The sequence below is a fragment of the Rathayibacter sp. VKM Ac-2762 genome (genome assembly GCF_009866585.1).
Lineage (GTDB): Bacteria > Actinomycetota > Actinomycetes > Actinomycetales > Microbacteriaceae > Rathayibacter.
Genome location: NZ_CP047419.1, coordinates 571,873 through 597,781, shown reverse-complemented (window position 1 = coordinate 597,781; position 25,909 = coordinate 571,873). Strand labels below are relative to the sequence as shown.

Below are 25,909 nucleotides of genomic sequence, written 5' to 3'. Positions count from 1 at the left end.
TGCACCCAAGACGGGGGCAGGCGTCACGAACGGACGGGTCTCATTTCGAGCCGCTCATCAGTCTTCGCTCATGATCAGTTCACGGGCCGTTCTGCCTGTTCTCTATGGTGTGATCGTGCGCTGCTCCGGCCCCTCCGGTCGAGGGGCCGAGCCGGTCGGATCGTGCGATGTACTGCTCCAGCTCGCTCGCGTCCACGCTCTCGCGTGTCCGGAACGCTCTTCCGAACGCGCGGCGCTTGACCGCGAGCTCGTAGCAGTCGGCTGTGTCGTGGAGCCACGCTCCCCGACCAGGACGGACGGCACGCGGGTCTACCGCGAGGACGTTCGAGTGGAGGACCAGCCTCAGAAGAGAGGCCCGGGGGGCGCGCAGACGGCAGCCGACGCACGTTCTGACGGCTTCCACTCTACTCCCTCCCCTCCGGGTCCGCTCCCCCGCACGGCCGATGCTCGGGGATCACTCCCCGTCCATCACCGAATCGGGCTGGATGTCGATCTTCGCGCCGGTCAGCTTGGCGGCGAGGCGGGCGTTCTGGCCCTCCTTGCCGATGGCGAGCGAGAGCTGGTAGTCGGGGACGAGCGCCCGGACGGCCTTGAGGCTCTGGTCGATCACGAACGCGCTGGTCACCTTGGCGGGCGAGAGCGCGCTGGCGACGAAGGTCGGCAGGTCGGAGGAGTAGTCGACGATGTCGATCTTCTCGTTGTTGAGCTCGGCGGTCACCGCGCGCACGCGCTGGCCGAGCTCGCCGATGCAGGCGCCCTTGGCGTTCACGCCGGGCTCCGTCGCGCGCACCGCGATCTTGGTGCGGTGGCCCGCCTCGCGGGCGAGGGAGACGATCTCCACCACGCCGGACGCGATCTCGGGGACCTCGAGGGCGAACAGCTTGCGCACCAGCGACGGGTGGGTGCGGGACACCTGGACCGACGGGCCCTTGGGTCCGCGGCCGACGCTCGTGACGTAGACGCGGATGCGGCGTCCGTGGCTGTAGTCCTCGCCGGGCACCTGCTCCTCGGGCGAGAGGATCGCCTCGATGGAGCCGAGGTCGACGTGGATCATCCGCGGGTTGGGGCCCTGCTGGATGACGCCGGCGACGATGTCGCCCTCGCGGCCCTTGAACTCGCCGAGCACGTGCTCGTCGGCGATGTCGCGCAGGCGCTGGTTGATGACCTGCTTCGCGGCGAAGGCGGCGATGCGGCCGAAGTCGCGCGGGGAGTCCTCGGCCTCGCCCACGACGGCGCCCTCCTCGTCGAGCTCGGGCACGAAGACCGAGACGTGACCGGTCTTGCGGTCGAGGTGCACTCGCGCGTCGACGGCGGTGGCCTTGTCGGCGTCGTCGGCCTGGCCGATGTGCTTGAGGTAGGCGGTCAGGATCGCCTGCTCGATGATCTGCACGAGTTCCTCGAAGGGGATCTCGCGCTCGCGCTCCATGAGTCGCAGAACGCTCAGGTCGATGTCCACGGGCGGGCCTTTCTCTCTATTCACTTGGATGCCGCGGTGGTGACCGCGGTCGTTCGCCTGCCGGGCTCTCACCCGGATCAGCCCTCAAGGGTACCCGACGCGGCCCGGGGTTCCACCCGCGGATCCTGCCGACGCACGGAGGGCCCCGCCTGCCATGGGAAGCGGTGGCGGGGCCCTCGGCGTGTCGGGTCTAGGCGCCCAGCCGGGCGAGCGCCTCGGCGACCGGGAGCTGCTCGCGCTCGCCGGACCGGCGGTCCCACAGCTCGACGATCCCGTCGGCCGCTCCTCGGCCCGCGATGACGATCACGGGCACCCCGATCAGCTCGGCGTCGCCGAACTTGACGCCGGGCGAGACCTTCGGGCGGTCGTCGATCAGCACGTCGCGGCCGGCGGCCTCGAGGGAGGCGCCGATCGACTCGGCGAGCTCGAGAGCCGCCGCGTCCTTGCCGGTCGCGATCACGTGCACGTCGAACGGCGCGACGTTCGCGGGCCACAGCAGTCCGCGGTCGTCGTGGGTGGCCTCGGCGATGATGGCGAGGATGCGGGTCACTCCGATGCCGTAGGAGCCCATCGTGACGGTGACGAGCTTCCCGTTCTCGTCGAGCACCTTCAGCCCGAGGACGTCGGCGTACTTGCGGCCGAGCTGGAAGACGTGGCCGATCTCCATGCCGCGGGCGGTCTCGATCGGGCCCGAGCCGTCGGGCGCCTCGTCGCCGGTGCGGACGTCCGCGACCTCGACGGTGGCGTCGCCGTGGAAGTCGCGGCCGGCGACCAGGTCGAGGACGTGCTGCCCGGAGACGTTGGCCCCGGTGATCCAGGCGGTGCCGTCGACCACGCGCGGGTCGAGCAGGTAGCGGACGCCTGTCGCCGACTCCTCGCCCAGGACGGCTCCCTCGGCCGACCAGGGTCCGATGTAGCCCTTGACCAGTCCGGGGTGCTTCGCGAAGTCCTCCGCCGTGGCGGCCTCGACCTCGGCCGGGGCGAAGGCCACCTCGGCGCGCTTGAGGTCGACGTCGCGGTCGCCGGGCAGGCCGACGATCACGAGCTCGCGGGTGCCGTCGAGCGCGGTGAGCGCGAGGACGACGTTCTTCAGGGTGTCGGCGGCGGTCCAGGCGCGGCCGTCGGGGCGGGGCTGCGTCGCGTTCGCCAGGTCGACCAGGGTCTGGATGGTCGGGGTGTCGGGCGAGTCGAAGACGCGCGCCTCGGGCAGGCCCTCGACGGGCAGCGCCGCGGGGACGGGCGTGCGGTACGCCTCGACGTTCGCCGCGTACCCTCCCGCCGACCGGACGAAGGTGTCCTCGCCGACGGGGGTGGGGTGCAGGAACTCCTCGCTCCGGGAGCCGCCCATCGCTCCGGCGTCGGCCTGCACGATCACGTACTCCAGGCCCAGGCGGGCGAAGATCCGCTCGTAGGCGTCGCGCTGGCGCTGGTAGCTCGCGTCGAGGCCGGCGTCGGTGTAGTCGAAGGAGTACGCGTCCTTCATCGTGAACTCGCGGCCGCGCAGGAGGCCCGCGCGGGGCCGCGCCTCGTCCCGGTACTTGTCCTGGATCTGGTAGATCGACAGGGGCAGGTCCTTGTAGGAGGAGTAGAGGTCCTTCACGAGCAGCGTGAAGAACTCCTCGTGCGTGGGAGCCAGCATGTAGTCGGCGTCCTTGCGGTCCTTCAGGCGGAACACGCCGTCGCCGTACTCGGTCCAGCGGCCCGAGAGCTCGTAGGGCTCGCGGGGCAGGAGCGCGGGGAAGTGCACCTCCTGGGCGCCGGCCGCCTCCATCTCCTCGTGGATGATCCGCTCGATGCGGCGCTTGACGCGCAGGCCCAGCGGCAGCCAGGCGAAGACGCCGGGCGCTTGACGGCGGATGTAGCCCGCGCGGACGAGGAGGCGGTGGCCCGCGACCTCGGCGTCGGCGGGATCCTCCCGGAGCGTGCGGACGAACAGATGCGAGAGACGGGTGACCACGAGGGACGATCCTATCCGCTGCGCTCCCCCGGCTCGCGAGGGCGCCGGGAGCCTCAGTCGGGGATCCGCGAGAAGACGACCGCTCCGCCCGTGCCGTCCAGCAGCACGTCGTCGGGGGTGCCGCCGATCGTCATCGGGCCGGAGAGGAGCGCCCGGAGCCGGATGGCCTCGGGGCTCGGCGTGTCGGAGCAGCTGTCGGATCCGGTCACCTCGTCGCCGGGGACCAGCACGCCGTCGTCGATCCGGTAGGCGGCGCTGACCACGAGGCAGCCCGTGCCGACGACCAGGGTCGGCGCACCCCCGACGCTCTCCGAGCGGAGGCGGACGCGGGCGTCCTCGACCCAGGCCGTGTACGGGGTCTCCCCCTCTGCCGCGGTCAGCACCCAGCGGTCGCAGCCGAAGGGGTCCTGCGGGGTGCGGCTGTCGATGCACTCGCCGGCCTCGGAGGACGGGCCGCTGCGGAGCGCGGCGACACCGGAGGCGAGGAGCGCGGCGGCGACGACCACGAGCGCGAGGCGCAGTGCGGGGCGGACCACGTCGATCCGCCCCGCGTCGTCAGTTCGCGCCGACGGTGACGACCGGGGCTCCGGTCGAGGTGTCGTCGGCCGGCATCTCGGCGGCCAGGCGGTTGGCCTCCTCGATGAGGGTCTGGACGATCTCGGCCTCGGGGACGGTCTTGATGACCTCGCCCTTGACGAAGATCTGGCCCTTGCCGTTGCCGGAGGCGACGCCCAGGTCGGCCTCGCGGGCCTCGCCGGGTCCGTTGACGACGCAGCCCATGACGGCGACGCGCAGCGGGACGCTCATGCCCTCGAGGCCGGCGGTGACGTCGTTGGCGAGCGTGTAGACGTCGACCTGCGCGCGGCCGCAGCTGGGGCAGGAGACGATCTCGAGCTTGCGCTCGCGGAGGTTCAGCGACTGGAGGATCTGCAGGCCGACCTTGACCTCCTGCGCGGGCGGGGCCGAGAGGGACACGCGGATGGTGTCGCCGATGCCCTCGCCGAGGAGGATGCCGAAGGCGGTGGCGGACTTGATGGTCCCCTGGAACTCGGGGCCGGCCTCGGTGACGCCGAGGTGGAGGGGCCAGTCACCGCGCTCGGCGAGCTGGCGGTAGGCCTTCACCATGACGACGGGGTCGTTGTGCTTGACCGAGATCTTGAAGTCGTGGAAGTCGTGCTCCTCGAAGAGGCTGGCCTCCCAGACGGCGCTCTCGACGAGGGCCTCGGGGGTGGGCTTGCCGTACTTCTGCAGGATGCTCGGCTCGAGCGAGCCGGCGTTGACGCCGATGCGGATCGAGACGCCGGCGGCCTTCGCGGCGGCGGCGATCTTGCCGACCTGGTCGTCGAACTTGCGGATGTTGCCGGGGTTCACGCGGACCGCGGCGCAGCCGGCGTCGATCGCGGCGTAGACGTAGTTGGGCTGGAAGTGGATGTCGGCGATGACCGGGATCTGGCTCTTCTTGGCGATGATCGGCAGCGCCTCCGCGTCGTCGCGGCTCGGCACCGCGACGCGGACGATGTCGCAGCCGGACGCGGTGAGCTCGGCGATCTGCTGGAGGGTCGCGTTGATGTTCGTCGTCGGTGTGGTGCACATCGACTGGACGCTGACCTGCGCGTCACCGCCCACGAGCACCTTGCCCACCTTGATCTGGCGGGACTTGCGGCGGGGGGCGAGGGTCATGGGGACCTTGGGAAGACCCAGATTCACTGCTGGCACGCGCCCCATCGTACGCGCGCCGCGGTACCCCTCGTCCGCTCGCCGCACCTTCCCAGCCGCCGCCCCTCCTGCGGGCCTCGGAACCCGCCCACCGCACCTGCTCTCAGCCCGAGACCTCACGACGATCCGCGGTCGCCGCGCTCCCGAGCCGAACCGCCGATCCCGTCCGAGCGACCGGCCCCAGCCGCCCGCACCCCGCTCCACCCACACCCCACCTCGCAGAGCCGACCGCACCACGCCGGGCGAGGCCCGCCCTGCCACCCCCGAGGCGAACGGGTGAATCGCGTCCCAGCGATTCGCCCCAGCCGTCCGCACCCCGCTCCACCCACGCCCCCACCCCGAGAAGCCGACCGCGCCACGCCGGGCGAGGCCCGGCGTGGAATCCGACTCAGAACAGCGTGATCGGCTTGACGATGTCGGCGTAGATGAGGAGGGCGCTCATGCCGCCGAGGACGAGGACGACGACGTAGGTGAGCGGGAGCAGGCGGGCGATGTCGACGGGGCCGGGGTCGCGGCGTCCGAAGAGCTTGGCGATCCGGCGGCGCAGGCCCTCCCAGAGGGCGCCGGCGATGTGGCCGCCGTCCATGGGGAGCAGCGGCACCAGGTTGAAGACGAGGAGGGCGACGTTGAGCGAGGCGAGGACGCCGACCATCGTCTGCACCTTGGACACGACGGGGAGCTGGTCGGAGGCGGCGATCTCGCCCGCGATCCGGCCCACTCCGACGACGCTGATCGGGCCGTTGGCGTCGCGCGCCTCCGAGCCGAACGCCGCCTGGGCGACGTCGATGAGGCGCTGCGGCAGGTTGAGGATGACGTGGGCGACGCTGGTGATGTTCGACCAGACCGTCTCGGGCACCGCGGTGATCGGCTGCTGCGCGAGGGCCGATGTGGGCGAGATGCCGATGAAGCCGACCGTCTGCGTCTCGATCGCACCGGAGGCGTCGGTGACGGGGGCGCCGTTCGCGTCGGTCACCGCGACCTCGTTCTCGGCGGGGGTGATCGTGAGGGTCAGCGGGGCGCCGTCGCGCTGGACGGACACGCTGAGCGGGACGCCCGCGGAGCGCTGGATGATCGGGGTCAGGTCGTTCCAGGTGCTCACCGCAGTGCCGTCGATCGCCGTGATCGTGTCGCCCGGCAGCAGGCCGGCCGCGGCTCCGGGTGCCAGCGGGTCGTCGGCGGTGCAGGTCGCGGTCGCGCGCTGCGACTCCGGGACCACGCACTGCGAGACCGCGGCGAGGGTGCTGGTGCTCTGCGGGATCCCGATGCCGCAGAGGAGGACGGTGAAGAGGACCGTGGCGATCACGAGGTTCATGAAGGGGCCGCCGGCCATGACGATCACGCGCTTCCACACGGGGAGCCGGTAGAACGCGCGATGGTCCTCGCCGTCGCCGATCGTCTCGGCGCTGGCGGCACGGGCCTCGTCGATCATCGTGGCGTAGGCGCCGCGCCGGGGCTCCTCGAGCTGGGCCTCGGAGGACGCCAGGCCGTTGAAGAAGCCTGTGCTCGACTCCGTGGGCCGGTCCCCCGGGTGCTTCGGCGGGTACATGCCGATCATGGCGATGTAGCCGCCGAGCGGGATCGCCTTGACGCCGTACTCCGTCTCGCCGCGTCGCCGGGAGAAGAGGGTCGGCCCGAACCCGATCATGTACTGCGTGACCTTGACCCCGAACAGCTTGGCGGGGAGGAGGTGCCCGACCTCGTGCAGGGCGATGGAGAGGGCGACGCCGACGGCGATGATGACGACGCCGAGGACGAAGAGCAGCACGGATTCCACCGACACACTGTAGGCCGGGCCCGCCCGTCCACGCTGGGGTGCGCCTGCACGGATCCGATGAACTCCGCGGCCGAGCGGATCAGCGGCGCGACGTCCGCCGACACGGATCCGCGGAGACGGAGCCCGTCCGGATGACCCCTGGTCAGACTCCGGCGATCCGCTCGTCCGCCGTGCGGCGCGCCCAGTCCTCCGCCGCGGCCAGCGACTCGCGGGTCAGCGCGCCGTCGACGCTGTGCGCGTCGACCACCGCCTCCACCGTCTCGAGGATGTCGAGGTAGCCGATCCGCCCGGCGTGGAACGCCTGCACGGCCTGCTCGTTCGCCGCGTTGAACACGGCCGGGTAGGAGGCGCCCGCCTCCCCGACGCGCTTCGCGAGACGGACCGAGGGGAACGGATCCTCGTCCAGCGGCTCGAACGTCCAGGAGTGGGAGCGGGTCCAGTCGAGCGGGACGCCGACCCCGGCGACACGGTGCGGCCAGTCGAGGCCGAGCGAGATCGGGAGCCGCATGTCCGGCGGCGAGGCCTGGGCGATCGTCGAGCCGTCGACGTACTCGACCATCGAGTGGATCACCGACTGCGGGTGCACGGTGACGTCGATCCGGTCGTAGGGCACGTCGAAGAGCAGGTGCGCCTCGATCACCTCGAGCCCCTTGTTGACCAGGGTGGAGGAGTTGGTCGTGACGACCAGGCCCATGTCCCAGGTCGGGTGTGCGAGCGCCTGCGCCGGGGTGACGTCGCGGAGGGAGGCGCGGTCGCGTCCCCGGAACGGCCCGCCGGACGCTGTCAGCACGAGGCGGCGGACCTCGCGGTGCTCGCCCGCGAGGAGGGCCTGGGCGATCGCGGAGTGCTCGGAGTCGACCGGCACGATCTGGCCGGGACCGGCGAGCGAGGTGACGAGCTCGCCGCCGACGATCAGCGACTCCTTGTTGGCGAGGGCGAGCGTCCTGCCCTCCTCGAGCGCCGCGAGCGTCGGGCCGAGCCCCACCGAGCCGGTGATCCCGTTCAGCACGACGTCCGCGTCGACCGAGCGGATCAGCTGCTCGGCTTCCTCCGCACCGAACGCCGTGTGCTCGACGCCGAACGCGGACGCCTGCTCGGCGACCGCCGCCCGGTTCGAGCCGGCGGCGAGGCCGACGACCTCGAACCGCTCGCGGTTCGCACCGATGACGTCGAGAGCCTGCGTGCCGATGGACCCGGTCGAGCCGAGGATGATGACCCTGCGCATCCGCCCATCCTGGCACGGAGCGCCCAGCGCCTCCCGGTCAGCTGATGGCGAGGATGTCGACCACGAAGACGAGGGTGTCGGTCCCGCTGATCCCCGCGTTCTGGTTGCCCTGGTCGCCGTAGCCCTTCGACGGCGGGATGGTGACGAGCACCTGCGAGCCGACGGTCTGGCCGACCACGGCCTCCTTGAAGCCCTCGATCACGTCGCCGGTGCCGAAGGCGGCGGGAGCGGGCTTCCCCCAGCTCTGGTCGAACACCTCGCCGGTGCCCCAGACCACGCCCTGGTACTGCACGATCAGCTGGTCGCCGTCGGCCACGGTCGCGCCGCTCCCCTTCTTGAGGACGGCGAGCTGCAGGTCGGCGGGCGGGTCGGTCGAGGGGATGGTGACGGTGGGCGCCCCGTCCTCGGCGAGCGCCACCGTCGGCAGGCCGTCGACCGGGGGCTGCGGCTCGCCGTCGGCGGCGGTCGGCACGATCTGCTCGACGTCGATGACCATGACGATCGAGTCGGTCGCGGCGATGCCGAACTGGCTCTGCCCGGCGTCGCCGAACGCGTCGGCCGGGGGAACGACGGCGACGACGCGCGAGCCGACGGTCGCGCAGTTGACGGCCTTCACGAGGCCGGCGAGGTACTGGTCGGTGTCGACCTCGAAGGCCGCGCGGCCACCGGACGCGTAGCTGCTCGCCGAGAACTCGGCACCGCTCGTCCCGTTGTAGAGCGTGTAGTCGACCAGCACGGTGTCGCCCTCGGCGACCTCCTCGCCGGTGCCCTCGATCGCGACGGATCGCTCGGTGGCGTCCACGCTGACCGGGCTGGGGAACACGGTGACCGGCTTGGTGGCGAAGTCGCCGCTGGTCTGCACCGCGGCGGTCGCCTCGCCCTCGGTCGCGCAGCCGAGCGGGGTGGCGGAGGCGGACGGCGCCGCATCCGGCTCCCCGGGGGTGCAGGCCGCCAGGCTCAGGGAGGCGCCGAGGACGGCGAGGATCGCGAGGGTTCTGCGCACAGGGGCACCTTTCGTGACCGGCGGCGGCCGGTGGACGTTCGGGGATCGCCTCCATCCTGCACGGCGCGCCTCGCAACGCGCTGGGTGCGGGTCCTCGAACGGTCCCAGGCCTACCATCGGGGCATGCGTGAATTCTCGGTCCCCCAGTCCCGAGAGCTCGTCACCGAGCTCCCCGGCCCGCGCTCCGTCGCCCTCCAGGAGCGCCGCGTCGCCAGCGTCTCCCGCGGCGCCGGGACGCTCGCGAACATCTACATGGACCACGCGTCGGGCGCGGTCCTGGTCGACGTCGACGGCAACCGCCTGATCGACCTCGGCTGCGGCATCGGAGTGACCACCATCGGCCACGCGCACCCCGCGGTCGCCGCGGCGGCCGCCGCGCAGGCCGAGAAGCTGACGCACACCCTCTTCACCGTCACTCCGTACGAGAACTACGTCCGGGTCGCCGAGAAGCTCGCCGAGATCACCCCCGGGGACTTCGAGAAGCACTCGATCCTGGTCAACTCCGGCGCGGAGGCGGTCGAGAACGCCGTCAAGATCGCGCGGAAGTTCACCGGCCGCCGCGCCATCGCGACGCTCGACCACGCCTTCCACGGCCGCACCAACCTCACGATGGCGATGACCTACCGCCCCTGGCCGGAGCGCGCGGGCATGGGCCCCTTCCCGGGCGAGATCTACAGCCTCCCGATCAGCTACCCGTTCCGCGATCCCGAGGGCATGACGGGCGAGGAGGCGGCCGAGCGCACCATCGACTACATCACCACCCACATCGGCGCGCAGGAGCTGGCCGCGCTCTTCGTCGAGCCGATCCAGGGCGACGGCGGCATCATCATCCCGGCGCCGGGCTACTTCCGCCGCCTGTCCGAGTTCTGCACCGAGAACGGCATCGTCTTCGTCGCGGACGAGATCCAGGCCGGCATCGCCCGCACCGGCACCTGGTACTCCATCGAGCACCACGGCGTGGTCCCGGACCTCATCACGACGGCCAAGGGCATCGCCGGCGGCTTCCCGCTCGCCGCCGTCACCGGCCGCGCCGAGATCATGGACGCCGTGCAGCCCGGCGGCATCGGCGGCACGTTCGGCGGCAACCCCGTCTCCACCGCCGCGGCGCTCGCGACGTTCGAGGCGATCGAGTCCGAGGGCCTGCTGGAGGAGGCGCAGCGGGTCGAGCGCCTGCTGCGGGCGCGGATCGGCGACTGGGCCGAGCGCTTCGCGGTCGTGGGCGAGGTCCGCGGCAAGGGCGCCATGTGGGGCGTCGAGCTCGTCCACCCGGGCACGAAGAAGCAGTACCCGGAGGCGCTCACCGCAATTCTGAAGCACGCCACCACGAACGGCGTGATCGTCCTCGACGCGGGCAGCTGGGACAGCGTGCTGCGGATCATGCCGAGCGTGGTCATCAGCGAGGAGCTCATCGACGACGCCGCGACGGTCATCGAGGAGGCGCTCGCCCAGTTCGGCTGATCCGCCGCATGACCGGAGCGGCATGGACGCCCCGGTAGCTTCGTCGGAATGCGGATCGACGACGACCACGAGAGGCCGACTCCCCCGGGGATCGGCCTCTCCGCGCGTCTGGCGCGCCTGTCCATCGGCGGCGTCGGCCGGCTGGTCTACCGGCCGATCGTGGAGGGGCGCGACAACGTCCCGGCCGAGGGACGCGTGATCCTGGCGGCCAACCACCTCTCGTTCATCGACTCCCCGGTGCTGACGCTGCTCGCCCCGCGGCCCGTGCAGTTCCTGGCCAAGTCGGACTACTTCACGGGGACCGGCGTGCGGGGCGCCCTCTCGCGCGCCTTCTTCACGAGCGTCGGAGCGGTCGCGGTCGAGCGCGGCGCCGGCCAGGCCGCTCAGGAGGCGCTGGACCTCGGCCGGGCGATCCTCGAGCGGGACGAGGCGTTCGCCGTCTACCCCGAGGGCACCCGCTCCCGCGACGGGCGCCTCTACAAGGGCCGCACCGGAGTGGCGTGGCTCGCCCTCACCACGGGCGCGCCGGTGGTCCCCGTCGGCATGATCGGCACGCAGGAGCTCCAGCCGGTGGGCACGAGGGTGCCGCGCCTGCACCGGATCACGGTCCGCTTCGGGGCTCCGCTGGACCTCTCGCGGCACGGCTCCGCCGACTCCGGCCGCGCCCGACGCCACGCCACCGACGAGGTGATGGCGGCCGTCCACGCGCTCTCCGGGCAGGAGCTCGCCGGTGCGTACAACGAGTCGCCGCCGACGACCACGGTCGAGCGCATCCGCCGGGCGCTCCCGCACGAGCGCCGCTGAGCCTCAGCGCGCGGACGCCTCCGGCTCGTGGGCGACGGGGAAGTTCACGGAGTTGGCGATGAAGCAGAGCCGGGAGGCCTCGGCGTGCAGCGTCTGGGCGATCGCCACCATCGACTCCTCGGCGACAGTGACGCGGGGCCGGAGGGTCACCGAGGTGAAGCGGCCGCTCTCCCCCTCCTGCAGCATCGAGCCCACCGCGTCGTCCGTGTAGCCGGTGACGACGACTCCGTTCTTGACCGCCACGTGCAGGTAGGAGAGGAGGTGGCACTGCGCGAGCGCCGCGAGGAGCAGCTGCTCCGGGTTCCAGCGGTCGGCGTCGCCCCGGAAGGGCGTGTCGGCCGAGGCGAGGATGGGCGCCGGGCCCTCCGCCGTGACGGTCAGCTGGCGCCCGTACTCGCGGTAGCCGCTCGTGCCGGTGCCCCGGTCGCCCTCCCAGACGACGGACACCGCGTACTCGTGCTCGGACTTCATCGGGCTCCTCCTCGACGGCGGTGGATCAGGCCGGTCGCGCCGGTCTGGACCTCTGGACGCGGAACCCCCGCGGGTAGACTCCGAGGACCATGACAGACACGCTCGCCCCCCAGGTTCCCACGTCCGCAGTCCCCCAGGAGCGGCGCGTCGCGACCGAGATCCCCGGGCCGCGATCCCGGGCCCTGCACGAGCGCCGCCTCGCCGTCGTGCCCACCGGCGTCGGCACCGCGCTCCCCGTCTACATCGACCGCGCGCACGGCGCGATCCTGGTCGACGTCGACGGCAACAGCTTCATCGACCTCGGCGCCGGCATCGGCGTGACGACGATCGGGCACACCGACGACTCCGTCGTCGCGGCCGCCGCGGAGCAGCTCGCGCGCCTCACGCACACCCTCTTCACCGTCACTCCGTACGAGCCCTACATCCGCGTCGCGGAGCTGCTGGCCCAGCACACCCCCGGCGACTTCGCCAAGAAGACCGTCCTGGTCAACTCCGGTGCCGAGGCGGTCGAGAACGCCGTCAAGATCGCGCGCAAGCACACCGGCCGCCCCGGCGTCGCGGTGCTCGATCACGCGTACCACGGACGCACGAACCTCACGATGGCCATGAACTTCAAGGCGCTGCCCTACGGCCTGGGCTTCGGACCCTTCGCCAGCGACGTCCACCGTGCGCCGAGCTCGTACCCGTACCACGACGGCCTGTCGGGAGCCGAGGCCGCCCAGCGCGCGATCTCGTACCTCGAGAAGACCGTCGGCGCGTCCGCCCTGGCCTGCCTCGTCGCCGAGCCCATCCAGGGCGAGGGCGGCTTCATGGTCCCCGCCGACGGCTTCCTCCCGGCACTGCAGGAGTGGTGCACGGCCAACGGCATCGTCTTCGTCGCCGACGAGATCCAGTCGGGCATGGCCCGCACCGGCGCCTGGTTCGCCAGCGAGCACCTCGGCCTCGTCCCCGACCTCGTCCTCTCGGCCAAGGGCATCGCCGGCGGCCTGCCGCTCGCGGGCGTGACGGGCCGCGCCGAGATCATGGACTCGGCGCAGGCCGGCGGACTGGGCGGCACCTTCGGCGGGAACCCCGTCGCCGCCGCCGCCGCCGTCGCGGTCTTCGAGCGCATCGAGCGCGAGGGCCTCCTCGCCGAGGCCGACCGGATCGGCGCACGCCTGGGCGCGGCGCTTCGAGGCCTGCAGGAGCGCTACGACATCATCGGCGACGTCCGCGGCATCGGCGCGATGATGGCGATGGAGCTCGTGCAGCCCGGCACCGCCGGCACCACGAAGGAGCCGAACGCCGTCGCGGTCCAGGCGATCATCGACTACGCCGCCCAGCACGGGGTCCTCGTGCTGAGCGCCGGCACCTACGGCAACGTGGTCCGCTTCCTGCCGAGCCTCGCCCTCACCGACGAGCTGCTCGACGACGCCGTGTCGGTCATCGCCGACGCGTTCGCCGCCCTCTAGGCGCGATCCTCCGAAGGCCACCGCGGGCGCCGAGGCGCTCCCCGGTGGCCTTCGGCGTCTCCGGGAGCGCGGGACCGGTCGGCGCATCGGGCAGGATGGGGGGATGCCAGCAGGAACCTTCACCGTCGCCGAGTCCGTCGAGCTGGCCGTCGTCGAGCGATCCGGGTTCGTCGAGTCGCGCCACGCCGGCTCCGCCGTCCTCCTCGACTCCGAGGGCCGCGTCGCCCGCAGCCTCGGCACCCCGACGGCTCCCGTCTTCCCCCGCTCCTGCCTCAAGCCGTTCCAGGCCCTCGCGGTGATGACCGCCGGAGTCGAGCTGAACGGCGCGGAGGCGGTCATCGCCACCGCGAGCCACGCCGGCATCCCCCAGCACGTGGCGCTGGTGCAGAACCTGCTCTTCCGCGCCGGCCTGGACCACACCGCCCTGCAGTGCCCGGCCGACTGGCCCGGCGACTCCGGGACCCGCGCTCAGCTGCTGCGGGCGGGCGCCACTCCGGACCCGCTCTACATGAACTGCTCGGGCAAGCACGCGGCGATGCTGCTGGCCTGCGTGCAGAACGGCTGGAGCACCGAGGACTACCTCGAGCGGACGCACCCGCTGCAGCAGCACATCGTCGACACGATCGAGCGCCTCACCGGCGAGCGCGTCGTGGCCTCGGGGATCGACGGCTGCGGAGCTCCCGTGCACGCCCTTCCTCTGACCGCGCTGGCGAAGGGCGTCTCGCGGATCGTGTCCTCCTCCCCCGCCTCACCGTTCGGCCTCTACCGCCAGGCCGGCGTCCTCACGGCCGCGATCCTCGAGAACGCGTGGGCGATCGACGGCCCGGGCCGGGACAACACCGTCGTTATCGAGCGCCTGGGCCTGGTCGCCAAGCTCGGCGCCGAGGGCGTGCTCGTGATGGCCTCGCCCGACGGCACCACCGTCGCCCTGAAGATCCTCGACGGGAGCCTCCGCGCCGCGACCGTGGTCGCACTGAAGCTCCTGGTCGAGGCGGACGCGGTGGACCGGACCGCGGCGAACGACGTGCTGGTGCGGCTGAACCCGGTCGTGTCGGGCGGCGGGCGCCCGGTCGGCGCGATCCGCGCCTCCTACGTCTGACCGCACGTCCCGGCACGCCCTGAGCTACTGCTCGCGCGCGAGGCGCTTCGCCCGGGCCGCCGCGGAGACCTGCGTGATCACCACCACGAGGATCGCGAGGACGAACACCGCCGATGCGATGACGTTCGCCTCCGCCGGGATGCCGCGCGCCGCCGCGATGTAGATGTACTTCGGGAACGTGGTGACCGATCCGGAGTTGAAGTTCGTGATGATGAAGTCGTCGAAGCTCAGCGCGAACGAGAGCAGCGCCGCGGCGAGGATGCCGGGCAGCAGCAGCGGGAAGGTGATCCGCCAGAAGACCTGGTTCGGCGACGCGTAGAGGTCGCGTCCCGCCTCCTCCAGCTTCGGGTCCAGGCTCGCCACCCGCGCCTTCACGGTGACCACGACGAAGCTGATGCAGAACATCGTGTGCGCCAGCACGATCGTGACCAGCCCCTTCTCGGCGCCCACGCTGAGGAACTGCGCGGCGAGGCCGGCTCCGAGCACCACCTCCGGAGTCGCCATGGGGAGGAACAGCAGCAGGCTGATCGCCGACCGGAACCGGAAGCGGAACCGCACGAGCGCGATGGCGATCATGGTGCCGAGCGCAGTGGCCAGCACGGTGGCGATCACACCGACCAGCAGGCTGTTCCCGAAGGCGGTCATCACCTCCTCACTGGTCCAGGCCGACACCCACTTGTCGAGGGTGAAACCGCGCCAGGCGAGGTTGCTCTTCCCCGAGTCGTTGAAGGAGAAGACGAAGGTGTACCCGATCGGGATGAGCAGGAAGAGCAGCGCCAGCGCCGTGTAGACGCCGAGCCCGAGGCCGCGGAAGCGGCGGCGGCCCCGGATCGGGGCGGGGGGCGGCGCGCCGAGCGCCTCCTGGGCGCTCGCGAGCGGACGGTCGGCCGTCGAGGTCACAGGAGGTCCTCCGTTCCACTGCGCTTCACGTAGAAGCCGACGATGACCAGGATCACGGCCATCAGCACGATCGAGAGCGCGGCGGCCGCCGGGTAGTTCTCGAGCGTGAGGAAGTTCGCCTCGATCGCGTTGCCCACCATCGAGGTCTGCGACGAGCCGAGGAAGTCCCGGCTCGCGTTGATGTAGTCGCCCGCCGCGGGGATGAACGTCAGCAGCGTGCCCGAGACGATGCCCGGCATCGACAGGGGGACGGTCACGCTCCAGAACACGGAGGCGGGGTGCGCGTAGAGATCCGACCCTGCCTCCAGGAAGCGCACGTCGAGGCGCTCGAGCGTCGTGTACAGCGGCAGCGTCATGAACGGGATGAAGTTGTAGGTGATGCCGAAGATCACGGCGATCGGCGTCCCCGTGAGGTGGCCGTCGCTCGGCAGGACCGCCACGGCCTTGAGCGCCTGCACGAGCGGGCTCTCGTCCGCGAGGATCTGCTTCCACGCCAGCGTCCGGAGCAGGAAGCTGATGAAGAAGGGCGCGATCACCAGCGTGAGGAGCAGGTTCTGCAGCAGCGGCCAGGGCCGCGCCTTCACTCCGATGAAGTAGGCCAGCGGGTAGCTGATCACCAGCGCGAGCACCGTCGCGATCAGCGCGTAGCCGAAGGAGCGGAGCACGTGCGGCCAGTAGTCGCCCATCACCACGAGGTAGTTCTGCCAGGCGAACCCGGGGGCGTACTCGCCGATGTCCCCGTCCGGCACCTCGGCCTGGAAGGACGTGAGCACGAGCGAGATCAGCGGCGCCAGGAAGAACAGCAGCATGTAGGCGATGCCCGGCAGCAGCAGGACGAGCGCGATCGTCGACCGCCGGCGGACCGGAGCGTCCTGAGGATCCGCCTGCCCCGTGGCGAAGGCGGCGAAGGCCATGCCTACGCTCCCCCGCTGCGACCGGCCAGGAGCCCCCGGCGCTGCACGGCGATGGCGCTGGTGGAGTCGTCCGCCTCGAAGCGCGGGACCGAGCCCGGTTCGTCCGCGAGTCCGAAGCCGTGCTCGGTGCTGAAGCCGACCCACACCTCCGCTCCCTCGCCGACGACCGGCCCGAAGACCATGTTCTGCGCGAAGACGACCACCGGGCCCAGGCCCGGCATCCGGATCGTGTACTGGGTGCTGACCCCGCTGAAGGAGACGTCGACCACGCGGCCGGGCCCGAGCACGTTCCGGCCGGAGTCCGCCGGCGGCTCCTGCGTCAGCAGCAGGAGCTTCTCGGGGCGGACGCCGACCGTGATCTCCCCGCTCGTGCGGGCGCAGCGGGCGACGGGCACGACGATCCGGTGCCCGCCCGCGTCGACGGTGAGTGCGCGGTCGGTGCTGCCGACCACCTCACCCGTGAAGAGGTTGGACTGGCCGAGGAAGTCCGCGACGAACGCGGTGCGCGGGAGCTCGTAGAGCTCCTCCGGCGCGCCCATCTGCTCGATCCTGCCCTTGTTCATCACCGCGACGGTGTCGGCCATCGTCATGGCCTCCTCCTGGTCGTGCGTGACGTGGAGGAAGGTGAGGCCCACCTCCTCCTGGATCGACTTGAGCTCCAGCTGCATCTGCCGGCGGAGCTTGAGGTCGAGGGCGCCGAGCGGCTCGTCGAGCAGGAGCAGGGCGGGCCGGTTGACGAGGGCGCGCGCGAGGGCGACCCGCTGCTGCTGACCACCGGAGAGCTGCGCGGGGCGGCGCTGGGCGAGGTGGTCGAGCTCGACCAGACGGAGCGCCTCGTGCGCCTTGCCGACGGGGTCGGCGATCCTCCGCCGCTTCAGGCCGAAGGCGACGTTCTCGAGGATCGACATGTGCGGGAACAGCGCGTACGACTGGAACACGGTGTTGACGGGCCGCTGGTACGTCTTCGTCTCGGTGACGTCCCGCCCGCCGATGAGGATCCGGCCGGCGGAGGGCTCCTCGAGCCCGGCGACCAGGCGCAACGTCGTCGTCTTGCCGCAGCCCGAGGGGCCCAGCAGGGCGAAGAAGGAGCCCGCCGGGATGGTGAGGTCCAGGGAGTCGATGGCCGTGAAGCCCGGGTACTGCTTGCTGATCCCGACCAGCTGGAGGTCGGCGCCGCTCTCGGCGAAGGTCCCGATCGCCATCAGATGCCCAGGAGCACCTTCTGGAACTCGGCCTGGTACTCCTTCTCCTCCGCGGCGGTCAGGGTCCGGAACACGTGCGCCTGCGCGAGCGTGTCCTCGTCGGGGAAGATCAGCTGGTTCTCGGCCAGCTCCGGATCGATGCTCTCCATGACGTCCTTCGCTCCATCCACAGGGGTGATGTAGTTGACCCAGGCGGCCACCTCGGCGGCGACCTCGGGCTCGTAGTAGTAGTTCATCAGGGCTTCGGCGTTGGCCTTGCGCTCGGAGCCCATCGGGACCACGAAGGTGTCGTTCCAGAGTGCGCCGCCCGAGTCGGGGAAGGCGAACTCCCACTTGTCGCCGGCCTCGGCGTTGATCAGGGTGATGTCGCCGGACCAGCAGATCGCCGCGAGGGTGTCCTCGTTCTGCAGGTCGTTGAGGTACGCGTTCCCCTTGATGTTGCGGATCTGTCCGGCGTCGACCTGCTCGCGGAAGACGTCGATCGCGTTCATGTACTCGTCGTCGCCCCAGGAGCCGGCGATGTCCGTCCCCTGAGCGAGCATGATGAGCCCGATCGTGTCGCGCATCTCGCTCAGCACGCCGACGCGGCCGCGGAGCGACGGATCCCACAGCTCCTCGATGCTCGAGAGGCCGTTCGGCAGCTTCTCCCTGTTCCAGCAGATGCCCGAGAACCCCGCCTGGTACGGGAGGGAGAGCCGGCGGCCCGGATCGAAGTCGGGGTTCGCCAGCGAGGGCGTGAGGTTGGCGATGTTCGGGATGTTCGCGTGGTCGAGCTCCTGCACGTAGCCGCGGCGGACCAGGCGCGAGACCATCCACTCCGTCAGGCAGACCGTGTCGGCGCCGATGTACTGCCCGAGCGCGAGCTGGTCCTTCACCTTGCCGTAGTAGGAGTTGTTGTCGTCGACGGCGACGTTGTAGGTCACCGCGATGCCCGTCTGCTCCTCGAAGCCCTGGAGCGTGGGGTGGTTCCCGTCGTCGTCCTCGTCCATGTAGGCGGGCCAGTTGTCCCACACCAGGCGCGGGTCGCCGGCCGATCCGTCGGCGGCGGCGGTCGGAGCGGCACGGGTCTGCGGGGCGCAGGCGGCCAGGGCGAGGGCACCCGCTCCGAGGCCGATCCCGCCGAGGACCGCCCGACGCGAGAAGACTGCCCGGCGCTCGCGCTCGTGCGAGCGTGCCGCGGCGACGGCCCGGCGGAGGACGGGATCCCTCGGGAGGGGACGGGTCATGGCGGGGGCTCCTGACTGCGTCGGGGCTCGTGCCTCGGGGGCCGAACGTGGGGAAATACTGGCACAGCGCTCATCCACCTGTCACGGAGAACGGAGGAGAACGCTCATCCGGAAACATGATCGTCACGAATTCCGCACCCGGAGGCCGTGTCGACCGCCGATTCGGTCCCCGGAGGCCCTGCCGTCAGCGGGTGAGGGGCGGGCGTCCCGAGCCGCCGGCGGACCCGTCGACGCGCTCGACCGCCATCTCGACGGAGGAGAGCAGGATCCGGCTGCCGAGCTTCGCGCGGTACCGGCGGCCGGCCTCGAGCGGGAGCGGCGCCTGGGTCGGCGCGACCAGCACGGACCCGTTGGCCGACCAGCGGTCCCTGACCCAGAGCCCGCCCTCGTCGAAGCCGAACTCGAGGTGGGTCTTGGAGAGGGATCGCGACGGATCCGGGATCGCGAGGATGTGCCGGAACGTCTCGTTGGGGTCCGGGAGCGGCTGGCGTCCGATCAGGCCGTTGCCGGTCACGATCGCGTGCTGCCCGGTCGCGAAGCTGAGGCGCACGAGCCCCTGCGAGGGCGGCGCCATCGGAGCGCCTGGGGCGGGACGCCGGTGCCGGCCGGGGGCCAGGCCCGGCAGCCAGGCACGGCGGGACGGATCGAGGACCGTCGTGTCGCCGGAGGACGAGGGGCGGGACGCACCCGTCGTGGCATGCGCCGCCACCGACGAACCGCACTCGCCGCAGAGGATCGCCCCGGGAGCGAGGTTGGAGCCACACGTGCTGCAGATCACCGAGAACGCCCTTCCGCTCACCATCGTACCCAGCGCCGGCGCGGGGAGCCCCGAGCCGGCCGAACCCGACGCGAACCGGCAGGCGCCGGACCGTCGTACGGCCGTTCGGCGCGTGCGGGCGGTCCGGCGGCACCACGACCGCGGCCGCCCCGTGCCGGGGCGCTGCTCGTCAGACCGGTGCGCCGGCCTCCTCGTCGCCGGTGACCGCGAGGACGTCGACGACGATCACGGTGACGTTGTCGCGCCCGCCGTTGTCCAGCGCGGCGTCGACCAGGGCGTCGGCCGCCTCCTGAGCGGAGCCGGTGCCGCTGAGCAGGTGGCCGACGCCGGCATCGGTCAGCTCCTTCGTGAGTCCGTCCGAGCAGATCAGCAGACGCGATCCGGCGAGGACGGGCACGAGCCGGTAGTCGGGGACGGGCGCCTCGTGGAAGCCGACCGCGCGGGTGATCACGTTGCTGTGCGGATGCACGTCGGCCTCGTCGCGGGAGATCAGGCCCGCATCGACCAGCTCCTGGACGATGGAGTGGTCCACGGTGAGCTGCACGAGGGTCCCGGCGACGCTCAGGTACACGCGCGAGTCGCCGATGTTGAAGACGGACCAGTAGGGCTCTCCCCCGACCACCGTGAGCGCGATCCCGGTGACCGTGGTCCCGGTGCCGACGTCGGCCGTGTGCGACTGCCGGGCGATGTCCCCGACCGCCTCCCGAAGCGCCCGGTCGATCTCCTCCGCTCCGACGGTCGCGCCGAGCGCCGCGGTGGACAGGCGCGACACGACCGCGTCGCTGGCGACCTCTCCTGCCGCGTGCCCGCCCATCCCGTCGGCGACAGCGAAGAGCGGGCTCTTGGCGAGGTAGCTGTCCTCGTTCGCGCTGCGCACATGGCCGGTCTCGGTGCGCGCGGCCCACCCGAGGGTGACTTCGGCCGAGGGTGCGTCGGAGCTCCAGGCGGAGACGGGGACGGTGACGGACGCGCGGCTGCGGCCGATCTGCGTCATCGCTGCTCCTCGCATCCCCGTGGCCCGCGGCCGTCCGGTCCGTCGGCCCGTGACCGCCGGCTCCAGGGGTGCCCGGCCGCCCCCCGATGGTAGTCGCTGACGGCCCTCCGCCGAGCCGGCCGCGATCGCCGTCGCCCGATGTCCGTCGCGCAGACGGGACCACGCTCCGACCACCGGATCCGATGCCGGATCGAGCTCCGACGTGCGGATCCACTTGCCCGGGCACCCGTGGACTGCCAGAATCGCCACATGGCCCCGTCTCGCCCCCCCTCTCAGCGTCCTGTCCAGCTCGACGAGGTGTCGAAGGCGATCATCGAGCAGCTGCAGGCCGACGGTCGGCGCTCGTACGCCGAGATCGGCAAGGCCGTGGGCCTGAGCGAGGCGGCCGTCCGGCAGCGGGTGCAGAAGCTCACGGAGTCGGGCGTCATGCAGATCGTCGCCGTGACGGATCCGATGCAGCTCGGCTTCTACCGCCAGGCGATGATCGGTGTGCGCGTCACCGGCGACACCCGCGACGTCGCGGACCGGCTCGCCTCCATCCCCGCCGTCGACTACGTCGTGCTGACGGCCGGCTCCTTCGACATCCTCGCCGAGGTCGTGTGCGAGAACGACGACGATCTGATCGCCCTGCTCAACCAGGAGATCCGGTCGCTTCCCGGCGTGCTCTCGACCGAGACCTTCGTCTATCTGAAGCTCCACAAGCAGTTCTACAACTGGGGAACGCGGTAAAAGATGACCACCGAGACAGCCTTCTCGACCTCCGGCCTCGAGTCGGGCGATCCCGTCCGCGGGACCGACGCGCAAGGGGGGATCGACGACGCCTCCCTGCAGAAGAAGGCGAAGGACCACCTCTGGATGCACTTCACCCGTCAGTCGACGATGGACTCCGGCGCAGGCGTGCCGATCATCACGCGCGGCGAGGGACACCACATCTGGGACAGCACCGGGCGCAAGTACTTCGACGGCCTGTCCGGCCTCTTCGTCGTCAATGCGGGACACGGGCGGCGCCGACTGGCGGAGGCCGCGGCGAAGCAGGCGTCCGAGCTCTCCTTCTTCCCGCTGTGGTCCTACGCGACCCCCTCGGCGATCGAGCTGGCCGACCGGCTCGCCGACCACGCGCCGGGCGACCTGAACCGGGTCTTCTTCTCGACCGGCGGCGGCGAGGCGGTGGAGACGGCGTTCAAGCTCGCCAAGCACTACTGGAAGCTGCAGGGCAAGCCGGGCAAGCACAAGGTCGTCTCGCGCTCGGTCGCGTATCACGGCACTCCCCAGGGAGCGCTCGCGATCACGGGCATCCCCGGGATGAAGTCGATGTTCGAGCCGCTGGTGCCGGGCGGCTTCCGCGTCCCCAACACCAACTTCTACCGGGCTCCCGAGCACGGCGACGACCTGGAGGCGTTCGGCCTGTGGGCTGCGAACCGCATCGAGGAGATGATCGAGTTCGAGGGGCCGGACACGGTGGCCGCCGTGTTCCTGGAGCCCGTGCAGAACTCGGGCGGCTGCTTCCCGCCCCCTCCCGGGTACTTCCAGAGGGTCCGCGAGATCTGCGACAAGCACGACGTGCTGCTGGTGTCCGATGAGGTGATCTGCGCGTTCGGCCGTATCGGGCACATGTTCGCCTGCGACGAGTACGGCTACGTGCCGGACATGATCACCTGCGCGAAGGGGATGACCAGCGGCTACTCCCCCATCGGCGCGACGATCGTCAGCGATCGGATCTACGAGCCCTTCCGCCACGGTCAGGTCGTCTTCCCGCACGGCTACACCTTCGGCGGCCACCCCGTCTCGGCCGCGGTCGCGCTCGAGAACCTCGACATCTTCGAGGAGGAGGGCCTGAACGAGCGCGTGCGAGAGAACTCGCCCGTCTTCCGGTCCACGCTCGAGAAGCTGCTCGACCTGCCGATCGTCGGCGACGTCCGGGGCGACGGCTACTTCTTCGGCATCGAGCTGGTGAAGGACAAGGCGACGAAGGAGACGTTCGACGAGGACGAGTCGGAGCGGCTGCTGCGCGGATTCCTCTCGAAGGGGCTCTTCGACGCGGGGCTGTACTGCCGGGCGGACGACCGAGGCGATCCCGTCGTGCAGCTCGCACCGCCGCTCACCATCGGCCCGCGCGAGTTCGACGAGATCGAGCAGATCCTCCGGAGCGTTCTCACCGAGGCCTGGTCGCGGCTCTAGCGACCTCACGCGGCGCGCTCCCGCCGATCGGCGGCGAGTGCGGCCGCGACCCGGCGCGCACCTGCGTGGTGCGGATCGAGAGCGACGGCCTCGTCGGCGAGCCGTCCGGCCTCGTCGGCACGGCCCTCACCGGCCAGGATCCGCGCGAGGAGGACGAGCACTCCGGCTCGCTCGCTCGCGGGTGCGACGACGGCGGCACGGCGGAGCAGCGGGGCGAGCGCTCCCGCCGCGCCGGGGTCACCGCTCCGCGCCGACCGCAGCACGCGGTCCGCACCGCGGCTGCGCTGCACAGCCACGACGAGCGCAGCCAGGCCCGCAGGCCGGACCTCGGGATCGGGACCGGTGAGAGCTCGCCGGACGAGGTCGTCGACACCGCGCAACAGCACGTCGGGCAGCTCAGCCCGCGGGTGGCGGTCGAGGAGACGGTCGACCGCGGCGGCCACCGCTCGCGGGTCGTCCCGGTCGCCGGCCTCGAGCCCGTCGTCGTCGCCGGACGACGTGAGCACGGCGACCCGAAGGGCGAGACCGGGGAGCCGGCGCGCACGCTCCTCGAGGGCGGCGACGAGTCCCTCGCACGACTCCGGACCCGCCTCGCCGGGATGCACCAGCGCGAGTGCTCGCCGCACCCGCCCGAACCGGCCGAGCGCACCGAGGCAGGCCCGCGCGACCAGGGACGGATCCGCCCCCGACAGCTCGAAGCGGAGCGAGCCGCTCGGCGCGCCGGCCCGGAACGGGACGAGCACGAGGCTCGCCTCCGCCGCACCCCGCCGGGATCCGTGAGCGGCGTGGAACAGGGCGGCGTCGTCGGGTGAGGCCGGGACACGCGAGGCGGGAGCGGGGCGGAGGAGGAGCGCTGAGGAGGTCATGCTGCGATCCTGCCGACCACCGCACCCGCCGGGAGCGACGGCCCTCGGGATCATCGGAAGGATCTCGAGATCGCCGCCTGTGGAGGGAGAGGTCCCATCGACACCGAATCGCCGGCGCACGGATGGCGCCCTCCGGCCCCCAGGAATCCCTCCACAGGGACCGATCGGCCGAGTTCTGCACCGGTGTCCGATTCCCGCCGGTCGGTGGGGAGTCCCGCGGATACTCTCGACGCATGAGAACGACTCCCCTTCACGTCCGACGGACGACGAGCCCCCTCGGCCGCATCGAGGTGGGCAGCGACGGCGATGCGATCGTCTCGCTCGCCATCGAGCAGGCCGGTCTGCTCCCGCACGAGCACCTCCCGGAGTCGGACCTCCCGGTGCTCCTGCGGGCCGTCGAGCAGCTGGACGAGTACTTCGACGGGACCCGCCGCTCTTTCGATCTGCCGGTCGCTCTGCGCGGCACGCCCTTCCAGCTCGAGATCTGGCAGCGGCTCCAGGCTCTGGGCTTCGGGGAGATCACCTCCTACGGCGCACTGGGCACGGCCGCCGGTCGCCCCCGGGCGGGCCGGCCGATCGGCGGAGCGGTCGGTGCGAACCCGGTGCCGATCATCGTGGGCTGCCACCGCGTCCTCGCGAGCGACGGACGGATCACCGGCTTCAGCGCGGGCGAGGGCGTCGCCACGAAAGCCTGGCTTCTCGATCACGAGGGGATCCCCCACCGATGAGCACGGCCGACGGACTCGTCGAGGGAGAGGACGGCCTGGTCCGCTGCGCCTGGAGCGGCGCGGATCCGGAGTACCGCCGCTACCACGACGAGGAATGGGGCACCCCGCTGCACGGAGATCGCCCGCTGTTCGAGAAGATCTCCCTCGAGGCGTTCCAGTCCGGCCTCTCCTGGATCACGATCCTCCGCAAGCGGCCGGGGTTCCGCGAGGCCTTCGACGGCTTCGATCCGGCCCGCGTCGCCCGGTACGACGACACCGATGTCGAGCGGCTGATGGAGGACAGCGGCATCATCCGGAACCGCGCGAAGATCATCGCCACCCGGGACAACGCCCGGGCCGTGCTCGCGCTCCTGGAGCAGAGAGGCGAGGGCGCGCTCGACGAGCTCGTGTGGTCCTTCCACGATCCGGACGTCGAGGACCGGGTGGTCCGAGCCGCCGACGTCCCTGCGACGACGCCCGGGTCGACGGCGCTCGCGCGAGCGCTGAAGGCCGCCGGGCTCCGCTTCGTCGGACCGACCACCGCGTACGCGCTGATGCAGTCGGCCGGAGTCGTCGACGACCACCTCACCGGCTGCTGGCGCCGACGCTGACGCCTACGACTCCGGCACGACGAGGTCGAGCTCTCCCGTGTGCCGGTTCTCGGCGAGCAGGAACCCGCGCCCGGCCGCCCACGCCGAGAGCTCGCCGAGCGACTCCGTCGCCACCCGGTCCTCCGCCAGCGCCCTGACGAAGCGTCCCTTGCCCTGCTTGTTGAAGTGGTTCAGCGACCGGAGGACGCCGTCGGCCCCGCGCGAGCGGACGCGGACGAAGAACCGCCCCTCGCCCGCAGGGACCGGTCCGAGCGCCGCGTACGCCTCGCTCCGCAGATCGAGGACGAGCCCGTCGAGCGCGCTCAGCACCCGCCCGGCCTCCGCCGCCCACCACCGCTTGAGCGGTCTGCCCGGCACACGGGAGTCGTGGGACAGACGGTAGGCAGGGATCAGGTCGAGGGCGCGGATCGGCCCCCAGAGCGCGGACTGCACGATCGCCGTCCGACCGAGCACCTCCCGTGCACCGGAATCGAGGCTGCGCGCGTCGAGCGCATCGAAGAGCACCCCGTCGAAGCGGTCGACCGCGGGGAGACCTGCCGCGGTCGCGAGCCCCGCGTTGCGATCGATCTCGCCGAGCTGACGCGGACCGAGCTTCAGCGCCCGGGCCGAGAGCTCGCGGTCCCCGGCCAGCGCGATCAGCGCCTCCGCCAGCTCGCGCCGCTTCGCGTGGAGCTCGGGGAAGGCGAGCGACTCGAGCACGAACGGCTCGTCGCCGCCGTCGCGCTTCGTCTCGGACGGTGGCAGCAGGACGTGCACAGGACTCCTTCGGAGAAGAGGGACGGGCGGCACGACGAAGGGGCCGGACGATCGCGATGATCGTCCGGCCCCTCCGTGCCGCGGTGAGCGGCGGTGTACTAGACCAGCGATGCCTGACGGGCGACCACGGTCACCACGTCGTTCTCGACGGACAGGAAGCCGTCGTCGGCCTGCGCGGTGAGACGCGTGCCGTCCAAGGCCGTGACGCGCACCTCGCCGGTGGCGAGGATCGCGAGCATCGGCTCGTGGCCGGCGAGGATGCCGATCTCGCCCTCGACGGTGCGAGCCGTGAGCTGCTTCGCCTCTCCGGACCACACCTCGGCGTTCGCGGACACGACGCTGACCTTCAAAGTCCCGGCCATG

Annotated in this window: 26 protein-coding genes; 8 read left to right on the top strand and 18 right to left on the bottom strand. The window is 71.7% G+C overall.

Annotated features, from left to right (window positions below):
- Positions 1-79 precede the first annotated feature (79 nt).
- From GTU71_RS02860 to GTU71_RS02825, 8 genes are all read right to left on the bottom strand, one after another.
- Positions 80-403, bottom strand: coding sequence for a YlxR family protein (locus tag GTU71_RS02860; RefSeq protein WP_104225593.1), 324 nt, complete (start codon positions 401-403; stop codon positions 80-82).
- Between the two features lie 51 nt (positions 404-454).
- Complete coding sequence (nusA, locus tag GTU71_RS02855; protein ID WP_104225180.1) at positions 455-1,456, bottom strand: transcription termination factor NusA; 1,002 nt, start codon at positions 1,454-1,456, stop codon at positions 455-457.
- Between the two features lie 190 nt (positions 1,457-1,646).
- A complete protein-coding gene (locus GTU71_RS02850) occupies positions 1,647-3,413 on the bottom strand; it encodes a proline--tRNA ligase (protein WP_104352639.1) in 1,767 nt (588 codons plus the stop codon).
- A gap of 53 nt (positions 3,414-3,466) precedes the next feature.
- On the bottom strand, positions 3,467-3,949 hold the full coding sequence (locus GTU71_RS02845; RefSeq protein ID WP_104246574.1) for a hypothetical protein: 483 nt from the start codon (positions 3,947-3,949) through the stop codon (positions 3,467-3,469).
- A 19-nt stretch (positions 3,950-3,968) separates the two neighbouring features.
- The gene (ispG, locus tag GTU71_RS02840; RefSeq protein ID WP_173244694.1) at positions 3,969-5,129 is read right to left on the bottom strand and encodes a flavodoxin-dependent (E)-4-hydroxy-3-methylbut-2-enyl-diphosphate synthase; all 1,161 of its coding nucleotides are present in this window, start codon (positions 5,127-5,129) and stop codon (positions 3,969-3,971) included.
- A gap of 388 nt (positions 5,130-5,517) precedes the next feature.
- Positions 5,518-6,903: a site-2 protease family protein gene (locus GTU71_RS02835; RefSeq protein ID WP_244230619.1), complete on the bottom strand. Its 1,386-nt coding sequence runs from the start codon at positions 6,901-6,903 to the stop codon at positions 5,518-5,520.
- Positions 6,904-7,045: 142 nt separating this feature from the next.
- Positions 7,046-8,128, bottom strand: coding sequence for a 1-deoxy-D-xylulose-5-phosphate reductoisomerase (dxr, locus tag GTU71_RS02830; protein WP_159939271.1), 1,083 nt, complete (start codon positions 8,126-8,128; stop codon positions 7,046-7,048).
- Positions 8,129-8,165: 37 nt separating this feature from the next.
- Positions 8,166-9,131 carry an FKBP-type peptidyl-prolyl cis-trans isomerase gene (locus GTU71_RS02825; RefSeq protein ID WP_159939270.1) on the bottom strand — a complete coding sequence of 322 codons (966 nt, stop codon included), beginning with the start codon at positions 9,129-9,131 and terminating at the stop codon, positions 8,166-8,168.
- Positions 9,132-9,254: 123 nt separating this feature from the next.
- Between GTU71_RS02825 and GTU71_RS02820 the strand changes: the two genes are divergently transcribed.
- Entirely contained in the window at positions 9,255-10,589 is a 1,335-nt protein-coding gene (locus GTU71_RS02820; RefSeq protein WP_159939269.1) for an aminotransferase class III-fold pyridoxal phosphate-dependent enzyme, read from the top strand.
- A gap of 48 nt (positions 10,590-10,637) precedes the next feature.
- On the top strand, positions 10,638-11,393 hold the full coding sequence (locus GTU71_RS02815) for a lysophospholipid acyltransferase family protein (protein WP_104223042.1): 756 nt from the start codon (positions 10,638-10,640) through the stop codon (positions 11,391-11,393).
- A gap of 3 nt (positions 11,394-11,396) precedes the next feature.
- Here the strand turns inward: GTU71_RS02815 and GTU71_RS02810 are convergent, their stop codons facing one another.
- The gene (locus GTU71_RS02810) at positions 11,397-11,864 is read right to left on the bottom strand and encodes an OsmC family protein (protein WP_104223041.1); all 468 of its coding nucleotides are present in this window, start codon (positions 11,862-11,864) and stop codon (positions 11,397-11,399) included.
- An 89-nt stretch (positions 11,865-11,953) separates the two neighbouring features.
- On the opposite strand from GTU71_RS02810, the gene gabT reads away from it, so the two are divergent.
- On the top strand, positions 11,954-13,315 hold the full coding sequence (gene gabT, locus GTU71_RS02805) for a 4-aminobutyrate--2-oxoglutarate transaminase (protein WP_159939268.1): 1,362 nt from the start codon (positions 11,954-11,956) through the stop codon (positions 13,313-13,315).
- 103 nt (positions 13,316-13,418) lie between these two features.
- A complete protein-coding gene (locus GTU71_RS02800; protein ID WP_104223039.1) occupies positions 13,419-14,414 on the top strand; it encodes an asparaginase in 996 nt (331 codons plus the stop codon).
- 24 nt (positions 14,415-14,438) lie between these two features.
- On the opposite strand, the gene GTU71_RS02795 is transcribed toward GTU71_RS02800, so the two are convergent.
- From GTU71_RS02795 to GTU71_RS02770, 6 genes are all read right to left on the bottom strand, one after another.
- A complete protein-coding gene (locus tag GTU71_RS02795; RefSeq protein ID WP_181027101.1) occupies positions 14,439-15,245 on the bottom strand; it encodes an ABC transporter permease in 807 nt (268 codons plus the stop codon).
- A gap of 65 nt (positions 15,246-15,310) precedes the next feature.
- Positions 15,311-16,228 carry an ABC transporter permease gene (locus GTU71_RS02790; protein ID WP_104223037.1) on the bottom strand — a complete coding sequence of 306 codons (918 nt, stop codon included), beginning with the start codon at positions 16,226-16,228 and terminating at the stop codon, positions 15,311-15,313.
- A 2-nt stretch (positions 16,229-16,230) separates the two neighbouring features.
- A complete protein-coding gene (locus GTU71_RS02785; protein WP_159939266.1) occupies positions 16,231-17,430 on the bottom strand; it encodes an ABC transporter ATP-binding protein in 1,200 nt (399 codons plus the stop codon).
- On the bottom strand, positions 17,430-18,656 hold the full coding sequence (locus GTU71_RS02780; protein WP_159939265.1) for a spermidine/putrescine ABC transporter substrate-binding protein: 1,227 nt from the start codon (positions 18,654-18,656) through the stop codon (positions 17,430-17,432). Before GTU71_RS02780 ends, GTU71_RS02785 begins: the two co-directional genes overlap by 1 nt.
- Before the next feature lie 184 nt (positions 18,657-18,840).
- On the bottom strand, positions 18,841-19,230 hold the full coding sequence (locus GTU71_RS02775; protein ID WP_104237594.1) for a hypothetical protein: 390 nt from the start codon (positions 19,228-19,230) through the stop codon (positions 18,841-18,843).
- A 373-nt stretch (positions 19,231-19,603) separates the two neighbouring features.
- On the bottom strand, positions 19,604-20,428 hold the full coding sequence (locus tag GTU71_RS02770; RefSeq protein WP_104225583.1) for a protein phosphatase 2C domain-containing protein: 825 nt from the start codon (positions 20,426-20,428) through the stop codon (positions 19,604-19,606).
- 249 nt (positions 20,429-20,677) lie between these two features.
- Between GTU71_RS02770 and GTU71_RS02765 the strand changes: the two genes are divergently transcribed.
- A complete protein-coding gene (locus GTU71_RS02765) occupies positions 20,678-21,157 on the top strand; it encodes an Lrp/AsnC family transcriptional regulator (protein ID WP_104223032.1) in 480 nt (159 codons plus the stop codon).
- A 3-nt stretch (positions 21,158-21,160) separates the two neighbouring features.
- A complete protein-coding gene (locus GTU71_RS02760; protein ID WP_159939264.1) occupies positions 21,161-22,606 on the top strand; it encodes an aspartate aminotransferase family protein in 1,446 nt (481 codons plus the stop codon).
- 5 nt (positions 22,607-22,611) lie between these two features.
- Here the strand turns inward: GTU71_RS02760 and GTU71_RS02755 are convergent, their stop codons facing one another.
- Positions 22,612-23,472, bottom strand: coding sequence for a hypothetical protein (locus tag GTU71_RS02755; RefSeq protein ID WP_159939263.1), 861 nt, complete (start codon positions 23,470-23,472; stop codon positions 22,612-22,614).
- A gap of 233 nt (positions 23,473-23,705) precedes the next feature.
- Between GTU71_RS02755 and GTU71_RS02750 the strand changes: the two genes are divergently transcribed.
- Positions 23,706-24,200 carry a methylated-DNA--[protein]-cysteine S-methyltransferase gene (locus tag GTU71_RS02750; RefSeq protein ID WP_104223029.1) on the top strand — a complete coding sequence of 165 codons (495 nt, stop codon included), beginning with the start codon at positions 23,706-23,708 and terminating at the stop codon, positions 24,198-24,200.
- Positions 24,197-24,790 (top strand): DNA-3-methyladenine glycosylase I, encoded by a 594-nt coding sequence (locus GTU71_RS02745; protein ID WP_159939262.1) that lies wholly within the window; start codon positions 24,197-24,199, stop codon positions 24,788-24,790. The genes GTU71_RS02750 and GTU71_RS02745 overlap by 4 nt, the downstream gene beginning before the upstream one ends.
- Positions 24,791-24,793: 3 nt before the next feature.
- On the opposite strand, the gene yaaA is transcribed toward GTU71_RS02745, so the two are convergent.
- Both yaaA and GTU71_RS02735 read right to left on the bottom strand, forming a co-directional pair.
- Positions 24,794-25,546, bottom strand: coding sequence for a peroxide stress protein YaaA (gene yaaA / locus GTU71_RS02740; protein ID WP_159939261.1), 753 nt, complete (start codon positions 25,544-25,546; stop codon positions 24,794-24,796).
- 98 nt (positions 25,547-25,644) lie between these two features.
- A complete protein-coding gene (locus tag GTU71_RS02735) occupies positions 25,645-25,908 on the bottom strand; it encodes a F0F1 ATP synthase subunit epsilon (RefSeq protein WP_104223026.1) in 264 nt (87 codons plus the stop codon).
- Position 25,909 lies beyond the last annotated feature (1 nt).

Coding starts and splice junctions, on each gene's coding strand:
- GTU71_RS02815 (WP_104223042.1), top strand. CDS start 10,638: ATGCGGATCGACGACGACCACGAGAGGCCGACTCCCCCGGGGATCGGC.
- GTU71_RS02800 (WP_104223039.1), top strand. CDS start 13,419: ATGCCAGCAGGAACCTTCACCGTCGCCGAGTCCGTCGAGCTGGCCGTC.
- GTU71_RS02750 (WP_104223029.1), top strand. CDS start 23,706: ATGAGAACGACTCCCCTTCACGTCCGACGGACGACGAGCCCCCTCGGC.
- GTU71_RS02790 (WP_104223037.1), bottom strand. CDS start 16,228: ATGGCCTTCGCCGCCTTCGCCACGGGGCAGGCGGATCCTCAGGACGCT.
- GTU71_RS02735 (WP_104223026.1), bottom strand. CDS start 25,908: ATGGCCGGGACTTTGAAGGTCAGCGTCGTGTCCGCGAACGCCGAGGTG.
- GTU71_RS02785 (WP_159939266.1), bottom strand. CDS start 17,430: ATGGCGATCGGGACCTTCGCCGAGAGCGGCGCCGACCTCCAGCTGGTC.
- GTU71_RS02770 (WP_104225583.1), bottom strand. CDS start 20,428: ATGACGCAGATCGGCCGCAGCCGCGCGTCCGTCACCGTCCCCGTCTCC.
- GTU71_RS02810 (WP_104223041.1), bottom strand. CDS start 11,864: ATGAAGTCCGAGCACGAGTACGCGGTGTCCGTCGTCTGGGAGGGCGAC.
- GTU71_RS02755 (WP_159939263.1), bottom strand. CDS start 23,472: ATGACCTCCTCAGCGCTCCTCCTCCGCCCCGCTCCCGCCTCGCGTGTC.
- GTU71_RS02745 (WP_159939262.1), top strand. CDS start 24,197: ATGAGCACGGCCGACGGACTCGTCGAGGGAGAGGACGGCCTGGTCCGC.
- GTU71_RS02765 (WP_104223032.1), top strand. CDS start 20,678: ATGGCCCCGTCTCGCCCCCCCTCTCAGCGTCCTGTCCAGCTCGACGAG.
- GTU71_RS02780 (WP_159939265.1), bottom strand. CDS start 18,656: ATGACCCGTCCCCTCCCGAGGGATCCCGTCCTCCGCCGGGCCGTCGCC.
- GTU71_RS02820 (WP_159939269.1), top strand. CDS start 9,255: ATGCGTGAATTCTCGGTCCCCCAGTCCCGAGAGCTCGTCACCGAGCTC.
- gabT (WP_159939268.1), top strand. CDS start 11,954: ATGACAGACACGCTCGCCCCCCAGGTTCCCACGTCCGCAGTCCCCCAG.
- GTU71_RS02775 (WP_104237594.1), bottom strand. CDS start 19,230: ATGGCGCCGCCCTCGCAGGGGCTCGTGCGCCTCAGCTTCGCGACCGGG.
- GTU71_RS02760 (WP_159939264.1), top strand. CDS start 21,161: ATGACCACCGAGACAGCCTTCTCGACCTCCGGCCTCGAGTCGGGCGAT.
- dxr (WP_159939271.1), bottom strand. CDS start 8,128: ATGCGCAGGGTCATCATCCTCGGCTCGACCGGGTCCATCGGCACGCAG.